The following is a 14,924-nucleotide window of genomic DNA, read 5'->3' on the forward strand; positions in this document are numbered from 1 at the left end:
TTAATTAATCTCATGGATCAATAGTCCGACTTCAAATTTAGGCTCAAAACAGGTCGATTTAGGTGGCATCACCTCTCCCTCATCAGCAACTTTCATTAACTGGTCAATACTTGTTGGATATAAAATAAAAGCTATATCATATTTACCTGAATCAACCTGAGCTACCAGATTAACGAGTGGTGTTGAACCGCTGGAATAGCTTATCCTTGGGTCTGTTCTCGGATCATTAATATTTAACAGCGGACTCAAAACATGATCGTGTAAAAGACTAACGTCCAGAGCTGTAAGCGGATTATCATCCTGAATAATAATCTCCCTTGCAATCAGGCTATACCATTTACCTCTCAAATACATTCCAAACTGATGGATCTGTTCAGGGATAAAGTGGCTTTCAGCTTCATTTATTACAAAACAAGCAGAAATTTCATTAATGAGTTCTTCCTCAGATAAACCGTTTAGTCCCTTTACAATTCTGTTAAAGCTGTAAATGCGGAGTTGATCTGTACTCATATAAACAGAGCTGAAGTAATTATATTCCTCGTTCCCCTGATGTTTCAGATTCAATTTACGACGCTGGATACCTAACAAAGACGCCGCAGCTGCCCTGTGATGACCATCTGCGATATAACTTGATGCCAGATTAGCAAATAAACCGGTCAATTCAAGAATTATATGATCTTCATCGATTTTCCACAAACTATATCCTGATCCATTCTTTGAGAACTCAAGTTCAGGATTACTCCGGGTTGACTGAGCAATAATCTGATCAATCCCGGGTATTGCCTGATAGGTAATTAAGACAGGATTAGCATCAATGCCGGTTTGCTGCAGGTATTCAATAAGCGATTCTTCACGATCCCGCTTAGTCAATTCATGTTTTTTTACAACATTACTAAGATAATCGTCAATCGACGTGGTTACCCATATTCCGGTTTGAACTATACCTGAGTTAATGTATTTGTAGATATAAAATGAAGATTTTGGATCGCGTACCAGAATACCTTTCTCAAGAAACTCCTCGAAGTTCTCATTGATTTTTTTGTAGGCAAGTTCATTTTTTGAACCCAATAAAAAAAGGTTATCCAGCTTTGGAACAACCATATTCACGTACGAGTATGGATTTTCCTGCTGAATAACCTTTGCATCACTGATACTTAAATTTTCGAGGTTTACAATTACCTGATCAGCAATTTGTCTGACAGGATGAATTCCTCTGAATGGTTTGATCTTAGGCATCAGAATTTAAATTATACCATTCCGGTATCAAAAACCGAAAAAAGATCAGGCTTTTAGATTATTAAAATAATCAATAATCAAATTTGCCAGTTCGGTTCCAATACGTTCCTGAGCCTCATTGGTCGAAGCACCAATATGTGGTGTCAGAGAGATCTTAGGATGAGTTAATAAATCGGCACGTGGACTTGGTTCATTTTCAAATACATCCAATCCCGCAAAAGCTACTTTACCTGAATTTAAAGCTTCAAGTAATGCATCTTCATCAATTGTACCACCACGTGAGCAGTTAACCACTCCCACACCATTTTTCATTTGCGCAAATTCTTCTTTACCTAATACCGGCTTTTCAGCAAATGGAACATGAAGACTGATAAAATCTGATTCACGGATCAATTGTTCAACTGATACGGAATTAACCGGACAACTCACCTTAACATTACCACCAAGAACAAGTTCAATTTCAGATGGAACCGCAAAAAGGTCATAGGCAAGAACTTCCATTCCAAGTCCTAATGCAACTTTGGCTGTTTCACGGCCTATTCTACCGAACCCGATAATACCAATCTTCTTGCCACGCAATTCAATACCCTTTGCATAAGCCTTTTTAAGGTCATTAAACTTTGTATTTCCCTCAACAGGCATTTTACGGTTAGAGTCCTGTAAAAAACGAATACCGGTAAATAAATGTGCAAACACAAGTTCTGCTACAGATAATGATGAGGCCGCCGGAGTGTTTACAACAGCAATGCCTTGTTCGCGGGCATAGTCAACATCAATATTATCCATACCTACACCACCCCTGCCTATTAATTTGATATTAGGGCAGGCATCAATAAGCTCTTTTCTAAGCTTTGTTGCACTTCTGACGGTTATTCCATCATAGTTCTTCAAACCTTCAGCAAGTTCTGCCTGAGGAATATGGGTAGTATCTACCTGAAAACCTGCTTTTTCTAATAATTCTTTACCTATTGGGTCAATGCCATCGTTGGCGAGTATACGGAACATAGAATTGTATTTAAATACTTTAAAATTTATAAAAAGATTAACTAAAGAACATTGATTGAATTATGCCCTATGCTTTTCTTCAAATTCCTGCATTGCATCGATCAAAGCATGAACACTTGTTATTGGCAATGCATTGTACATAGAGGCACGGAACCCACCAACACTGCGATGGCCTTTAATCCCGATAATATTACGCTCTTCTGCAAACTTCAGGAAAGGCTTCTCCAGTTCAGGATTTTCCATCACGAAACAGACATTCATTCTGGATCTGTCTTCAATACGGCAGGTTCCTTTGAATAATGAATTACGGTCAATTTCCTTGTACAATGCTTCTGATTTGGAGATATTTTCCTTCTCAATAGCCGCTACACCGCCTTTGGATTTTAACCAGCGAAGATTAAGCATTGATACATAAATTGAAAATACAGGAGGCGTGTTATACATTGATCCTCCATCTATTTGGACTTTATAATCAAGCATTGATGGAATATTACGCTCAACTTTACCGAGAATGCTGTCTTTCACAATTGCAAGGGTAACTCCCGCCGGACCCATGTTCTTTTGAGCACCGGCATAGATCAATTCAAACTGGGATACGTCTATCACTCTGCTGAAAATATCTGATGACATATCACAAACTACAGGTACCTTAGTTTCAGGTACATCAAACAACTCGGTTCCGTAGATAGTATTGTTTGAAGTATAGTGGAAATACGCTGAATCAGCAGGAATTTCAAAATCCTTTGGAATATAGGTGTAGTTCTCTTCTTTTGATGAAGCAACAACATTTACATTACCGAATAATTTTGCTTCTTTCAGTGCCTTTGATGCCCATACTCCTGTGTTAAGATATGCAGCAGTCTGGCCCTCACCCAATAAATTCATTGGAACCATAGAAAACTGCAAACTTGCCCCGCCCTGTAATAAAACCACCGAATAACCTTCCGGAACATTCAATAATTCCTTAACTAAACGAACCGTCTCATCAACAACAGCTTCAAACTCAGGTGTACGGTGTGATATTTCTAAGATAGATAAACCTGTACCATTAAATTCCAAAACAGCCTGTGATGCCTGCTTGAAAACTTCCTGAGGTAAAATGCATGGACCTGCACCAAAATTATGTGTCATAACGTGAAATTTTTATGCTGCAAAAATAACAGAATAATTTGAGAGATCAGTGGTTTTTGAGGTCTAATTACGAATATTTACCTGCTTTTGATTTTGGCAATCACCCTGAAATTAAATTTTCTGAATGTCAGGTAATTCGGCACAGCGTACTGATTATTCTTCTTGTCGTTTAACCAGAGATATGAACCGGTATTTTTGAAATTCAGAAGATTGAATAACTCAGCATGCAGGCTCAGCATTGAAAAATGTTTTTTTAAAAAAACTGAGGCCTTTTTACTTTCCGGAGCTACAAGATCTTTGGAGAAACCAATGTCAACCCTCTTGTATGCCGGAATTTTAAATACATCAGTATGACGATCAGGTCCCGGCGGACCAACAGGAAGGGATGACGAATAAATCAAATTTAAGTGAACCTTATAAGTCGGATTATCAGGTAGTTTATCCTGAAACATCATTCCAACATTAAACAACTGATCTGAGGGACGTTTTAACTTACCCGGGTATACTATTTCCTGACTACCTGATGGATTTTTAGTATAGTAAAAGTCGTTCTTGATATCCTCTTCAGTTTTCATGAGAGATAATCTGAAAGTAGATTCAAGATCACTCGCAAAATTGCCCGAAAGACTAAAATCAGCGCCTGCTGCATAACCTTCAGCATACTTATCTGAAAGATATCTGACTTTAAGATCTTCGATTTTATATGGTGTTATCCTGCTCAGCAATTTGTAATAGATCTCAGAACTAAATTTTAACCTTGCGCCTAAACCATTGAACTTATAATCTGTTCCGGCAATAAACTGATAAGATCTCTGCGATCTGGCATCCGCATTCAGTATACCATTGTAGTTTTTCAGCTCTCTGTAAAATGGAGCCTGAATGTATGAGCCGGCAGAAAATCTGAATAAAAACTCATCCTTTACAGAAGGATAATAAATGATTGAAACTCTCGGACTTATTAAATTTTCTTTAGAGTAGTTATTATAATTAAACCTGATTCCGGCTGCCATGGTCAGATTAGGAATAATGTTGAAGGTGTTCTGCACAAAACCGGTCAGACGCTGAATTTCAACAATATTATCCTGTCTGATCTGTCCTGAATACATCCAGTTGCCTGAGGCAGGGAAAGAATAAGAAGTGGTATCAAAGGAGGTGAATTCATCCAGAATATCTTTTACCTTATCCGATTGAAAACGAAGTCCTGTTTCAATAAATGAATTCCGGAGCTGCTTATACATACGCAGTTCTGAGCTATATATCTTGGTTTTCAGAAAATTATCAGCATAATTATGATTTGAACCCCTGCCAAGTAAAGAACCAGTATACATCGGGTCGAGGCCTCCATCCTTTTCATTGAATGAATACCATCCTAACAAATCTGAATTTTCATATTCACTACTTCCTGAATAGGAACTTATCCATTTTAAATTCAGGCTTTTACTAAAATTGTACCCAAAGGTCATTGCACTGGTAAGAGATTTATATTTGCTGCTTTCATCTCCACTGTAATTAACAAAAAGCCTTAATACATCATCAGATGTCCCAAACTCTGTTATTCTCTTTTCAGGATTTATCTTTAACTCCCCTCTATTATAATCAGTAAAAAAAGTCAGACTGAATTTTGAAGTAATATTCTGCTTGTACAAAATCTGATAATCAGAAAAATCTGAATGATAATTACCATCAATATACTGTCTGCTTAAATAGCTTTGGTTTCTTTTGTTTCTGATACCGGCCAGAATATAGCTGCTTTTTAACGGGAGTTTAAAACTTACAGAGTTTGCAAGAAAACCAGCCTGAACATCAACCGAGAATGTATCAGGCTTGCTGTATCTTACATCCAGAACAGATGATAGCTTATCTCCGTATCTTGCCTCAAAACCTCCGGCAGAAAAATGAACACTTGATGCCAGATCGGGATTTATAAAGCCCAGGCCCTCCTGCTGTCCTTTACGAATAAGCATTGGCCTGAAAATCTCAACATCATTCAGATAGACCAGGTTCTCATCAAAGTTTCCTCCTCTTACAGAATATTGTGAACTGAGTTCATTATTCCCCGAAACTCCGGGAATATTCTTCAGAAAACTTTCAATACTTCCTGTTGTCTGAGGGAATACCCTAAACTTTGCGGGATCAATAATTATGGAATTACTACTACTAAACTTTTCAGTAATATGAATCTCATCAAGTGATTGTATATCAGTTATTAATGAAATATTTCTAATATTTTCCTGATTCGGGATCAAGTCAATTTCAATACTTAGATCTTTGTAACCCAGTCTGCTAAACAGGATAATTGCATTTACAGAAACCTTGGTAAAACTATATTCACCATTACGGTTAGTTTGCGTAATAAGATTGGAATTTTTTATTTGAACTGTAACTCCGCTAAGAAGTTCTCCGTCCTCAGAACTAATGATCCCCCTGAGTGATGCCAGTTCCTGTCCAATGGATTTTTCAGGAAATAACAGAATGAAGCAACAGAAAATAATTTGTAGCACAGGTATCAAATACCCGCAGACAGGTTGTAGAAATAATAGCCCTCTGAAAGATTTGATTTTATGCTTCACATTATAATTTTCTCATAAGCTCATGACAATCTTTTCAATACTGAGATCTCAAATACCGGATCATTAGCCGAAAAAACAGCATTTCCTGCAACAAGAACATCCGCTCCTGCCTGAATTAATTTAAGTGCATTAGTATTAGATACCCCTCCATCAACCTCAATAAGCAGATTATCATTCCTGCCTGCAGCCATTGCTCTTAAAGTACGAATCTTCTTATAAGTATTCTCAATAAACTTCTGTCCGCCAAAACCCGGATTTACAGACATCAGACATACCATATCAAGGTTTTCGATGACATCTTCCAGTAAATCAACTGAAGTATGCGGATTTACAGCAACCCCTGCCCTGCAACCCAGATCTTTTATCGCATGCAGGGTTCTGTGGAGATGAGTACACGCTTCAATATGAACAGTAATATTTTCTGCTCCTGCAGCTTTAAATTCTGCCAGATAACGGTCAGGGTCAACAATCATCAAATGCACATCCAATGGTTTCAGTGCATGCTTCTGAATGGCTTTAAGAACAGGAAATCCAAAAGAAATATTAGGGACAAAAACACCATCCATAATGTCTATGTGAAACCAGTCGGCTTCACTGTGGTTAATCATTTCAATATCATCCTGAAGATTAGCAAAATCAGCAGATAAAACGGACGGCGCAATTAGGTGTTTCATAAGTCAAAAATACGATTTTGATTGAAATTTAAAGTTCCAATCCTATCGGCATTGTTATTATTATCGTAATAGTTAAATATAAAAAAACCTGTCCGCAAGCGAACAGGTTTTAAAAGATGTTAAAAAACGGATTATTCGGCCGCCTTTGTTTCTTCAGGTTTAGGAGGACGAGGAATTAATGCTTTACGTGAAAGCTTTAATTTACCCTGTTTATCTACTTCCAGAAGTTTTACTTTAACAATATCGCCTACATTCAATACTCCATCCATTGACTCATAACGTTTCCAGTCAATTTCCGAGATATGAAGTAATCCGTCTTTACCAGGCATGATCTCAACAAATGCACCGAATGGCATAATTGTTTTAACCTTACCCTCATAAACTTCACCCACTTCAGGTTTAGAAGCGATAGCTTTAATACGGCCCACAGCTTTATCAATAGCTTCTTTATTATCTGCAAAGATCTGTACAATACCTAAGTTATCTTTTTCTTCGATAGCAATGGTAGCACCGGTTTCACGCTGCATTTCCTGAATAATTTTACCACCCGGACCGATAACAGCGCCGATGAATTCCTTATCTATCTTCAGGGTAACAATACGTGGTGCATGTGGTTTGTAATCCTCACGCGGAGCTTCAATTGTTTTCTTCATTTCATTCAGGATATGAAGACGAGCCTCATTTGCCTGTTTTAATGCAGCAGTTAAAACTTCCCATTTCAGACCATTGATCTTTAGATCCATTTGACAGGCAACAATACCCTTTTCAGTACCAGTTACTTTGAAGTCCATATCTCCCAAATGATCCTCATCACCCAAAATATCACTTAAAATAGCATATTTACCGGTCTTCTCATCAGAGATCAATCCCATTGCTATACCCGATACCGGAGCTTTGATCTTCACACCGGCATCCATTAATGCAAGCGTACCTGCACAAACTGTAGCCATTGAAGAAGAACCATTAGATTCAAGAATATCAGAAACAACACGAATTGTATATGGATTTTCATCACCCGGTAATACTTTCTTTAAAGAACGCATTGCAAGATTTCCATGTCCGATCTCACGACGGCCGGTACCACGGTTAGGACGAGCCTCACCTGTAGAGAAAGCCGGGAAATTATAATGTAATAAGAATTTCTGGTAACCGTTGAAGAAAGCACCATCAATAAGTTGCTCATCAGATTTAGCTCCAAGAGTTACAGTAGTCAGCGACTGAGTCTCACCACGGGTAAAAATAGCAGAACCATGAGCTGAAGGAAGATAACCTACTTCAGACCAGATCGGACGAACAGTACGTGAATCACGGCCATCCAGACGAATTCCTTCATCAAGAATCAGGTTACGGATAGCATCATACTGAACATCGTGAAAATATTTCTTTGAAAGATATTCAGTAGTTTCATCAATTCCCTCTCCAAGAGAAGCAATAAATTCAGTAATTACAGTAGTAAATTTGTCTGAACGCTCATGCTTCGCTGATTTTGATTTAGCAATTGCATAAACCTTATCATAGGTAGCTGCATACACTTTTTCTTTAAGATCAAGATCATGAACCTCATGACTGTAAACACGCTTTTCAGTTTTACCAACCATTTCGGCAAGTTCTCTCTGAGCCTGAACCTGAATAGCAATAGCCTTATGAGCAAATTCAATAGCCTCCACCATTTCTTCTTCAGAAATTTCATCCGATTCGCCTTCAACCATCACGATATCTTTATCAGTACCGGCAACGATCAGATCAAGTGTAGCATTTTCAAGATCGCTCAGATATGGATTAACAACCAGCTTACCATCAATCTTTGCAACTCTAACTTCTGATATCGGTCCGTTAAACGGAATATCAGAAACTGCAATTGCTGCAGATGCAGCCAAACCGGCAAGGCAGTCAGGCATAATATTTTTATCAGCAGAAATCAGAGAAATCAATACCTGAACATCTGCATGATAATCTTCAGGGAACATCGGACGTAAAGCACGGTCTACCAAACGGGAGATCAATACTTCATAATCAGACAATCTGGCTTCACGACGAAGAAATCCTCCGGGGATACGACCGGTTGCAGCATATTTCTCCTGATAATCAACCGATAAAGGTAAAAAATCTGTTCCCGGCTTAGCACCGTGCGGAGATACCACAGTTGCAAGCAGCATGGTATCACCCATTCTTACCACAACTGAACCATCAGCCTGTTTTGCAAGTTTTCCGGTTTCAATTTCGATCATACGACCATCGCCGATGTCGAATGTTTTTTTAATTGCGTTATAACTCATTTGTTTTAATTGCGACATGCTTTTCCTCTTTTGAGCACATCATTTTTTATGTTGATTTAATTTTTTACAAAGTAAAAAGCCATCCCGCATATTGAGGATGGCTTTACAAAGTATTGCTAAGATTATTTTATAATATCTCTTAACTCTAATGCTTTGATGATAGCACGATACCTGTTGATATCCTTTTTGTAAAGGTATGCCAACAAGGCACGACGCTTACCTACAAGTTTCTGAAGAGATAATTGTGTAGAATAATCCTTCTTGTTTTGTTTCAAATGCCCGGTTAAATGAGCAATTCTTGCGGTAAATAATGCTACCTGTCCTTCTGCGGAACCGGTATCCTGTGGACCTTTTCCGTGCTTGGCAAAAATTTCTGCCTTGTACTCTGTACTTAAATACATTACCTGAATAATATTAAAGCGTTTATAAATTATTTTAATTAGCTGCAAAGATATGGTAATGAAAGTTCAATTGCAAATGATTCTATTGTTGCCTGTCAGTTAACTGAACCGATAACAGACAACTGGTAACTCCCAGCCAATCCTGCCCCATTTCTTAATCTCGAATATTACTCCGAATTTCGCGGCGATGAACTCCAGTCCGAAATACAGCACATTCACAAGTGAATTCAAAGTCAGACCTGATGATATTGATATGTTCAACCATGTTCATAACAGTACTTACTTTGATTATGTTCTTGCGGCAAGATATGAGCAGATGGAGCTCCACTACAAAATGCCAATGGAAGAGTTCCTGAAGCAGGGATATGGCTGGGTTGTACGAACAGCCTTTGTAGATTACAAACGAGCTTTAGGGCTTGGTGATACTTTTACCGTAGAAACAGGAATAGAAACAATTAATTCAAAAGGTTGCAGAGTTAAGTTTTCCATCAAAATCAGTAAGACAGGCAAAATTGCATGCGACGGATGGTTCGATTATGTTATGATCAATACCAGCAATGGAAAAAGTGTTAAAGTTTCAGACGAAATGATTCAGAAATACTCCGTCTGAAACCTGTATTAATTTATCAGACTTTATTTTGTAAAGCCATTTCAATCAGCTCCCCGTAAAACTCACTGATATTTAATCCTGCAGCACGAACCTGTTGCGGAATAAAGCTTTGAGCCGTTTGTCCGGGAATCGTATTGATTTCTACAAAATAGAAATTCGAAGTATCCTTCTGAAGGAAATAATCAATCCGAACCATTCCCTTACAGTTAAGTCTCAGGTAAATATCTGTAACAATCCGCTCAACTCTCGATTTTTCCTCATCAGTCATTCTACCCGGAGTAATCTCTTCAGTAGCACCCGGAGTGTATTTGGCTTCATAATCAAAGAAATCATTTGATGGAATAACTTCGGTAGCCGGCAATACTTTAATGCCATTTCTTGTATTATATACCCCAATAGAAAACTCGCGGCCCTGAATAAACTCCTCAACCAGCACCTGGGTATCCTCTTTAAATGCTTTATTCAATGCTTCAGGAAGTTCATCAGCCTGTTTTACTTTACTCATGCCTATACTGCTTCCTCCATTATTAGGCTTGATAAACAATGGCAGTTCCAGTGATGCCAGCAAATCAGCAGAAGCTATAGCAGATTTTTCAAACAATTGTATAGAACGGGCTACATGAAGGTCTTTTATGCCATTAACAATAGCCTTTGAATAACCTTTATTCATAGTTAATGAAGATGTCAGGGCATCGCAGCTTGTATATGGAATTCCAAGCATATCAAAATAACCCTGAAGCCGCCCGTCTTCACCCGGAGATCCGTGCAGCATAATAAATGCGGCATCAAACCTGATTTTTTGACCATTCAAAATAATCGTAAAATCATTTTTATCAACCGGATGTTTAACTGCATTGATATCTTCATAATACCAGCTATCTTTCAGAATAATGATTTTATAAACTTCATATTTCGTTTGATCAATCTGTGTCTCAACAAAACCGGCGCTTTTGAAAGAAACAACTGATTCACCCGTAAATCCACCTGTTACCAGTGCAATAGTATTTTTCATAGCATCAAAGATAATTGATAAAAGTATTGAACAATAAACCTGCTAATATTTATCTTCGGTATTGCTTAATTTTGGTTTAATTTTGAACCATAAACATAATCTATCCGTATCCTGATGAGTAAATTTATTGAGTACCTGAGAACCAAAACATTCCGTAAAAATCTCATTATAGCGACCGGATCTATATTTGCTTTCCTGCTGTTATTATTTTATAGCCTGGGCTTTTACACACATCATGGTGAGGGTATGCCTGTTCCGAAACTTAAGGGATTACCGGTTGCAAAGGCGATTGAACTGCTCGAAGAACAAGGTTTGCGCTACCAGATTAATGATTCAGTCTATCTGCTGGATCAGCCTCCTGGTGTTATCGTTGAACAGGATCCTGATCCAAATACAAACGTAAAATCTAACAGAACCATCTATCTGATTGTAACCAGAGATGCACCCGACACCAAATTCCCTGATATTGAGGGAAGAACATTTCTGGAGGTACGTTCTATCCTGAATAATTATCAGTTAAAGGTTGGAGACACCACATACAAATCTGATGTGGCAAAAGATGTCATTCTGGAAGCCCTCCTTGGAGGAAGAGTTATCAGGAAGGGACAGCAGATACCCAAAGGATCCAGAATAGACCTTGTTCTTGGTGATGGTTTAGGTGCCAGTGAAGTGGATCTTCCAAACCTTGTGGGACTGAACCTGAGCGAAGCAAGAATGTCACTTCTTGGTTCCTCATTAAATCTTGGAAATGTTAGTTTTGAAGGCCCTGCAGATTCTGTAAATGCAAAAGTAATCAAACAATTTCCTGCACTAAGTGATACTTTAAATAAAGTAAGCATTGGCACAGCAATTGATATCGTATTGAGTGGAGGAAAATAAATCAAAAGACATTACGGCTGAAGAATTTCAGCAAAGAGTTTTAGTATCTGATTCATTTCAGATCATTGATGTAAGAGAAGTACTTGAATTCATGACATTTAACCTTGGCGGCGATAACATCCCATTGGGTAAACTGATAAAAACAGCAGCTGATCTTAAATACAACAAAGAAAAGGAAATCATAGTCATCTGTCAGAGAGGACTCAGAAGTAAAACCGCGAAGCTGGAATTACTTAAATACGGCTATTCCAACGTCAGAAACCTCAAGGGAGGAATACTGGCATTAAGAAAATTAAACGATTAATATTATCCCCGATTCATACAATGGCTTCAAAACAATCAAATAACATAAGTTTTAAAACGAAATTATTACTCTCATTCCTTGCTTTAACCCTATTGATACTGGCCGGAACCGGTATTAATTTCTACCTGAAGTACTTCACTTCAAACCTTACCGGCAATAAAGAATATTTGTATATAAAGACAGGATCAGGATTTGAAGATGTTTATGCCACCCTGAAATCTGAAAATATACTTAAAAATCCGGAATCATTCCTGTATGCGGCTGAAAATATGGAGTATAAAAGCAAGGTCAAGCCCGGCAGATATCGCCTGACAAAGGGAATGGGAAACCGTGCCCTGATCAATATGCTGAAAGCCGGGAATCAGGAACCCGTAAAAATTGCATTTCAAAATGTCAGGCTAAAGCATACACTTGCAGGAATGGTATCAAAAAAGCTTGAAACAGATTCTGCTTCTATTTCAGCTTTGCTTGATTCTGCTGCTTTTGTACAAAAATATGGCTTCAGTACAGAGAATGTATACACCATGTTCATTCCGAACTCTTATGAAGTTTACTGGAATTCTAGTGCAGAAAAGTTCTTTGAAAGAATGCATGATGAATATGTAAAATTCTGGAATACAGAACGCAGGGAAAAAGCCAAAAAGATCAGCTTAAGCCAGACTGAGGTAAGCATACTGGCTTCAATTGTTGATGGAGAAGCATTAAACGACAATGAAATGCCGCGTATTGCAGGGTTATACATGAACCGACTGAAAAAAGGTATGAAACTCGAAGCCGATCCAACCGTGATCTTTGCAAATAATGACTTTAGTATCAGAAGGGTACTGAACAAACATCTGAGGATAAACTCACCCTATAACACCTATTTAAATACAGGCCTTCCTCCGGGACCTATTTCTATGCCCAGCATTAATGCCATTGATGCCGTACTGAACTATGAAAAGCATGACTATATTTATATGTGTGCCAAAGAAGATTTCTCAGGATATCATAATTATGCATCTACCCTTTCTGAACATCTGGTAAATGCTAAAAAATTCCAGCAGGCTTTAAATGAACGTAATATCAAGAAATAATGTTCAGTAGTACCACTAAAATCCGGGTTCGTTATGCAGATACTGACCAGATGGGATATATGTATTATGGTAATTATGCTGAATTTTATGAGGTTGGGCGTGTTGAAATGCTCAGAGAACTTGGACTGACCTATAAATCTATGGAAGAATCAGGTATTATAATGCCTGTAACTGATTTAAAATGCAAATACATAAAACCGGCACTATATGATGAAGAGATCACAGTGAAGGTTATTATGGAGCAAATGCCTTCGGTAAGGATACATTTCAAATATGAGTTGTATAATGAAAGAGATGAGTTAATAAATACAGGAGAAACTTCACTGGTTTTTATTAACAAGGAAAGAAACAGACCCTGTCTTCCCTCTGCTGATTTTCTGAATAAGCTCGAGATATATTTTAATAAGGCTAATTAATGATCAGGCTGCACAATATATTTCTTAGGTTTAAGCCATATCATCTGCTCATAGAGTGGACTAAAATTCTTATCCTTCCCGGATTTAGTCCCCTGCCATTGTATACTGTTGCAACTTTCTTCTTTCAGGAAATAGGTAAAGATGAGCTTATTAATAAAGCTTCATCGCTGTCGTACAATTTTATGCTGGCGATATTTCCGGCTATCATTTTCCTGTTCACATTAATCCCTTATGTGCCGATTGACAACTTTCAGAATCAACTTCTGACATTAATTGCATTAATTCTTCCGGCCGAAGCGTATATCGCGGTTAGATCCACGCTGGTGGATATTGTAAGCAACCAGAATTCCAAACTTTTGTCTTTTGGTTTCCTGCTTGCACTCATCTTTTCAACCAATGGGGTACATACGCTGATGGAAGCATTTAACAAATCATCGCTGATATCAGAGACAAGATCATGGTTTAAGCAAAGACTCGTTGCACTGTATCTTACTGTACTGATTTCATTTGCACTTATCCTCGGTCTGATCATTATGACTATTGGAGAGTATGTTTTCAATGCGTTAAAATCCGAGCTGCTTTTCAAAGACAGTTTCTGGATATATGTAATTAATATGGTTCGATGGTTTATACTGATTGTAATTTACTTTGTGACCATAAGCCTGTTGTACAGATATGGCCCGGCAAATGCTAAGAAATGGAAATTTTTCAGCGCGGGTTCCTGGATGGCTACTATTCTGGCCGTTCTTACCTTCTGGGGCTTTTCATTTTACATCAATAATTTCAGTAACTACAATAAACTTTACGGATCAATCGGTACTCTTATCGTATTAATGATCTGGCTGTATTTAAACTCTTTGATTATACTTGTCGGGTTTGAACTAAACGCCAGTATTGACCTTTCCAAACGGAGTATTAAGATCATAAAACCGAAATTTAACAGCTTCAAGAGTCCCCCTGCCGCAGAAAACCCACCAGGGCTGCCCTGATTTTCAAAATTATTTTATTCTTTCTGCTTCACTTTCTGTGAGTTATGCAGAATAATCTAAAAAAGCGTTTTTTTGTTTGCAGATTAAGTCTGAGTTTGTACTTTTGCGGCGGAGAGTTGGCAGAGTGGTCGATTGCGGCAGTCTTGAAAACTGTTGACTGTAATAGGTCCGGGGGTTCGAATCCCTCACTCTCCGCACCACATTTTAGAAATGGCGTTTTTTGATATCAAGAAACGCCATTTTTTTGTTTTATAAAAAATTGGGTGCAATAATGGGGGATCATGACGAAAAGTTGGGGGGATAGAAAATTTAGGCATAGATTTTAGATAGCCTGAATAGAAAAAA

General features: G+C 38.0%; 14 protein-coding genes and 1 tRNA gene. 7 read left to right on the forward strand and 8 right to left on the reverse strand.

Features of this window, described 5'->3' with window-relative positions:
• The 7 genes from P2W72_RS10970 to rpsO all read right to left on the reverse strand — a co-directional run bounded on the left by P2W72_RS10970 (window position 1) and on the right by rpsO (window position 9,293).
• A complete protein-coding gene (locus P2W72_RS10970) occupies window positions 1-1,236 on the reverse strand; it encodes a DUF1015 family protein (protein ID WP_276362166.1) in 1,236 nt (411 codons plus the stop codon).
• 45 nt (window positions 1,237-1,281) lie between these two features.
• A complete protein-coding gene (locus P2W72_RS10975) occupies window positions 1,282-2,241 on the reverse strand; it encodes a D-2-hydroxyacid dehydrogenase (RefSeq protein ID WP_276362167.1) in 960 nt (319 codons plus the stop codon).
• A 60-nt stretch (window positions 2,242-2,301) separates the two neighbouring features.
• Entirely contained in the window at window positions 2,302-3,372 is a 1,071-nt protein-coding gene (serC, locus tag P2W72_RS10980; RefSeq protein WP_276362168.1) for a 3-phosphoserine/phosphohydroxythreonine transaminase, read from the reverse strand.
• Between the two features lie 77 nt (window positions 3,373-3,449).
• On the reverse strand, window positions 3,450-5,873 hold the full coding sequence (locus tag P2W72_RS10985) for a carboxypeptidase-like regulatory domain-containing protein (protein ID WP_276362169.1): 2,424 nt from the start codon (window positions 5,871-5,873) through the stop codon (window positions 3,450-3,452).
• Window positions 5,874-5,962: 89 nt separating this feature from the next.
• Window positions 5,963-6,616, reverse strand: coding sequence for a ribulose-phosphate 3-epimerase (gene rpe, locus P2W72_RS10990; RefSeq protein ID WP_276362170.1), 654 nt, complete (start codon window positions 6,614-6,616; stop codon window positions 5,963-5,965).
• A 131-nt stretch (window positions 6,617-6,747) separates the two neighbouring features.
• Window positions 6,748-8,892 carry a polyribonucleotide nucleotidyltransferase gene (gene pnp, locus P2W72_RS10995; RefSeq protein ID WP_276362171.1) on the reverse strand — a complete coding sequence of 715 codons (2,145 nt, stop codon included), beginning with the start codon at window positions 8,890-8,892 and terminating at the stop codon, window positions 6,748-6,750.
• Window positions 8,893-9,014: 122 nt separating this feature from the next.
• Window positions 9,015-9,293, reverse strand: coding sequence for a 30S ribosomal protein S15 (rpsO, locus tag P2W72_RS11000; protein ID WP_276362173.1), 279 nt, complete (start codon window positions 9,291-9,293; stop codon window positions 9,015-9,017).
• 187 nt (window positions 9,294-9,480) lie between these two features.
• Here rpsO and P2W72_RS11005 point away from each other — a divergent pair, with 187 nt between their 5' ends.
• Complete coding sequence (locus P2W72_RS11005; RefSeq protein WP_276362174.1) at window positions 9,481-9,903, forward strand: acyl-CoA thioesterase; 423 nt, start codon at window positions 9,481-9,483, stop codon at window positions 9,901-9,903.
• A 16-nt stretch (window positions 9,904-9,919) separates the two neighbouring features.
• Here P2W72_RS11005 and P2W72_RS11010 read toward each other — a convergent pair whose 3' ends face one another.
• Window positions 9,920-10,915, reverse strand: coding sequence for a D-alanine--D-alanine ligase (locus tag P2W72_RS11010; RefSeq protein WP_276362175.1), 996 nt, complete (start codon window positions 10,913-10,915; stop codon window positions 9,920-9,922).
• A 114-nt stretch (window positions 10,916-11,029) separates the two neighbouring features.
• On the opposite strand from P2W72_RS11010, the gene P2W72_RS11015 reads away from it, so the two are divergent.
• The 6 genes from P2W72_RS11015 (at window position 11,030) to P2W72_RS11040 (ending at window position 14,774) form a co-directional block, all read left to right on the forward strand.
• Window positions 11,030-11,794 carry a PASTA domain-containing protein gene (locus tag P2W72_RS11015; RefSeq protein ID WP_276362176.1) on the forward strand — a complete coding sequence of 255 codons (765 nt, stop codon included), beginning with the start codon at window positions 11,030-11,032 and terminating at the stop codon, window positions 11,792-11,794.
• Window positions 11,781-12,098: a rhodanese-like domain-containing protein gene (locus P2W72_RS11020; protein ID WP_276362177.1), complete on the forward strand. Its 318-nt coding sequence runs from the start codon at window positions 11,781-11,783 to the stop codon at window positions 12,096-12,098. The genes P2W72_RS11015 and P2W72_RS11020 overlap by 14 nt, the downstream gene beginning before the upstream one ends.
• Window positions 12,099-12,118: 20 nt before the next feature.
• The gene (mltG, locus tag P2W72_RS11025) at window positions 12,119-13,174 is read left to right on the forward strand and encodes an endolytic transglycosylase MltG (protein WP_276362179.1); all 1,056 of its coding nucleotides are present in this window, start codon (window positions 12,119-12,121) and stop codon (window positions 13,172-13,174) included.
• Window positions 13,174-13,590 carry a thioesterase family protein gene (locus P2W72_RS11030; protein WP_276362183.1) on the forward strand — a complete coding sequence of 139 codons (417 nt, stop codon included), beginning with the start codon at window positions 13,174-13,176 and terminating at the stop codon, window positions 13,588-13,590. The genes mltG and P2W72_RS11030 overlap by 1 nt, the downstream gene beginning before the upstream one ends.
• The gene (locus P2W72_RS11035) at window positions 13,590-14,579 is read left to right on the forward strand and encodes a YihY/virulence factor BrkB family protein (RefSeq protein ID WP_276362186.1); all 990 of its coding nucleotides are present in this window, start codon (window positions 13,590-13,592) and stop codon (window positions 14,577-14,579) included. The genes P2W72_RS11030 and P2W72_RS11035 overlap by 1 nt, the downstream gene beginning before the upstream one ends.
• 110 nt (window positions 14,580-14,689) lie before the next feature.
• A tRNA-Ser gene (locus tag P2W72_RS11040) sits at window positions 14,690-14,774 on the forward strand.
• The last annotated feature ends 150 nt before the right edge of the window (window positions 14,775-14,924 follow it).

It is taken from the genome of Daejeonella sp. H1SJ63 (assembly GCF_029360775.1).
GTDB lineage: Bacteria > Bacteroidota > Bacteroidia > Sphingobacteriales > Sphingobacteriaceae > Daejeonella.

Bases quoted from the DNA above. Each gene is read 5' to 3' on its own strand.
- P2W72_RS10970 (WP_276362166.1), bottom strand. From the start codon at position 1,236: ATGCCTAAGATCAAACCATTCAGAGGAATTCATCCTGTCAGACAAATT.
- P2W72_RS10975 (WP_276362167.1), bottom strand. From the start codon at position 2,241: ATGTTCCGTATACTCGCCAACGATGGCATTGACCCAATAGGTAAAGAA.
- serC (WP_276362168.1), bottom strand. From the start codon at position 3,372: ATGACACATAATTTTGGTGCAGGTCCATGCATTTTACCTCAGGAAGTT.
- rpe (WP_276362170.1), bottom strand. From the start codon at position 6,616: ATGAAACACCTAATTGCGCCGTCCGTTTTATCTGCTGATTTTGCTAAT.
- pnp (WP_276362171.1), bottom strand. From the start codon at position 8,892: ATGAGTTATAACGCAATTAAAAAAACATTCGACATCGGCGATGGTCGT.
- rpsO (WP_276362173.1), bottom strand. From the start codon at position 9,293: ATGTATTTAAGTACAGAGTACAAGGCAGAAATTTTTGCCAAGCACGGA.
- P2W72_RS11005 (WP_276362174.1), top strand. From the start codon at position 9,481: ATGAACTCCAGTCCGAAATACAGCACATTCACAAGTGAATTCAAAGTC.
- P2W72_RS11010 (WP_276362175.1), bottom strand. From the start codon at position 10,915: ATGAAAAATACTATTGCACTGGTAACAGGTGGATTTACGGGTGAATCA.
- P2W72_RS11015 (WP_276362176.1), top strand. From the start codon at position 11,030: ATGAGTAAATTTATTGAGTACCTGAGAACCAAAACATTCCGTAAAAAT.
- mltG (WP_276362179.1), top strand. From the start codon at position 12,119: ATGGCTTCAAAACAATCAAATAACATAAGTTTTAAAACGAAATTATTA.
- P2W72_RS11030 (WP_276362183.1), top strand. From the start codon at position 13,174: ATGTTCAGTAGTACCACTAAAATCCGGGTTCGTTATGCAGATACTGAC.
- P2W72_RS11035 (WP_276362186.1), top strand. From the start codon at position 13,590: ATGATCAGGCTGCACAATATATTTCTTAGGTTTAAGCCATATCATCTG.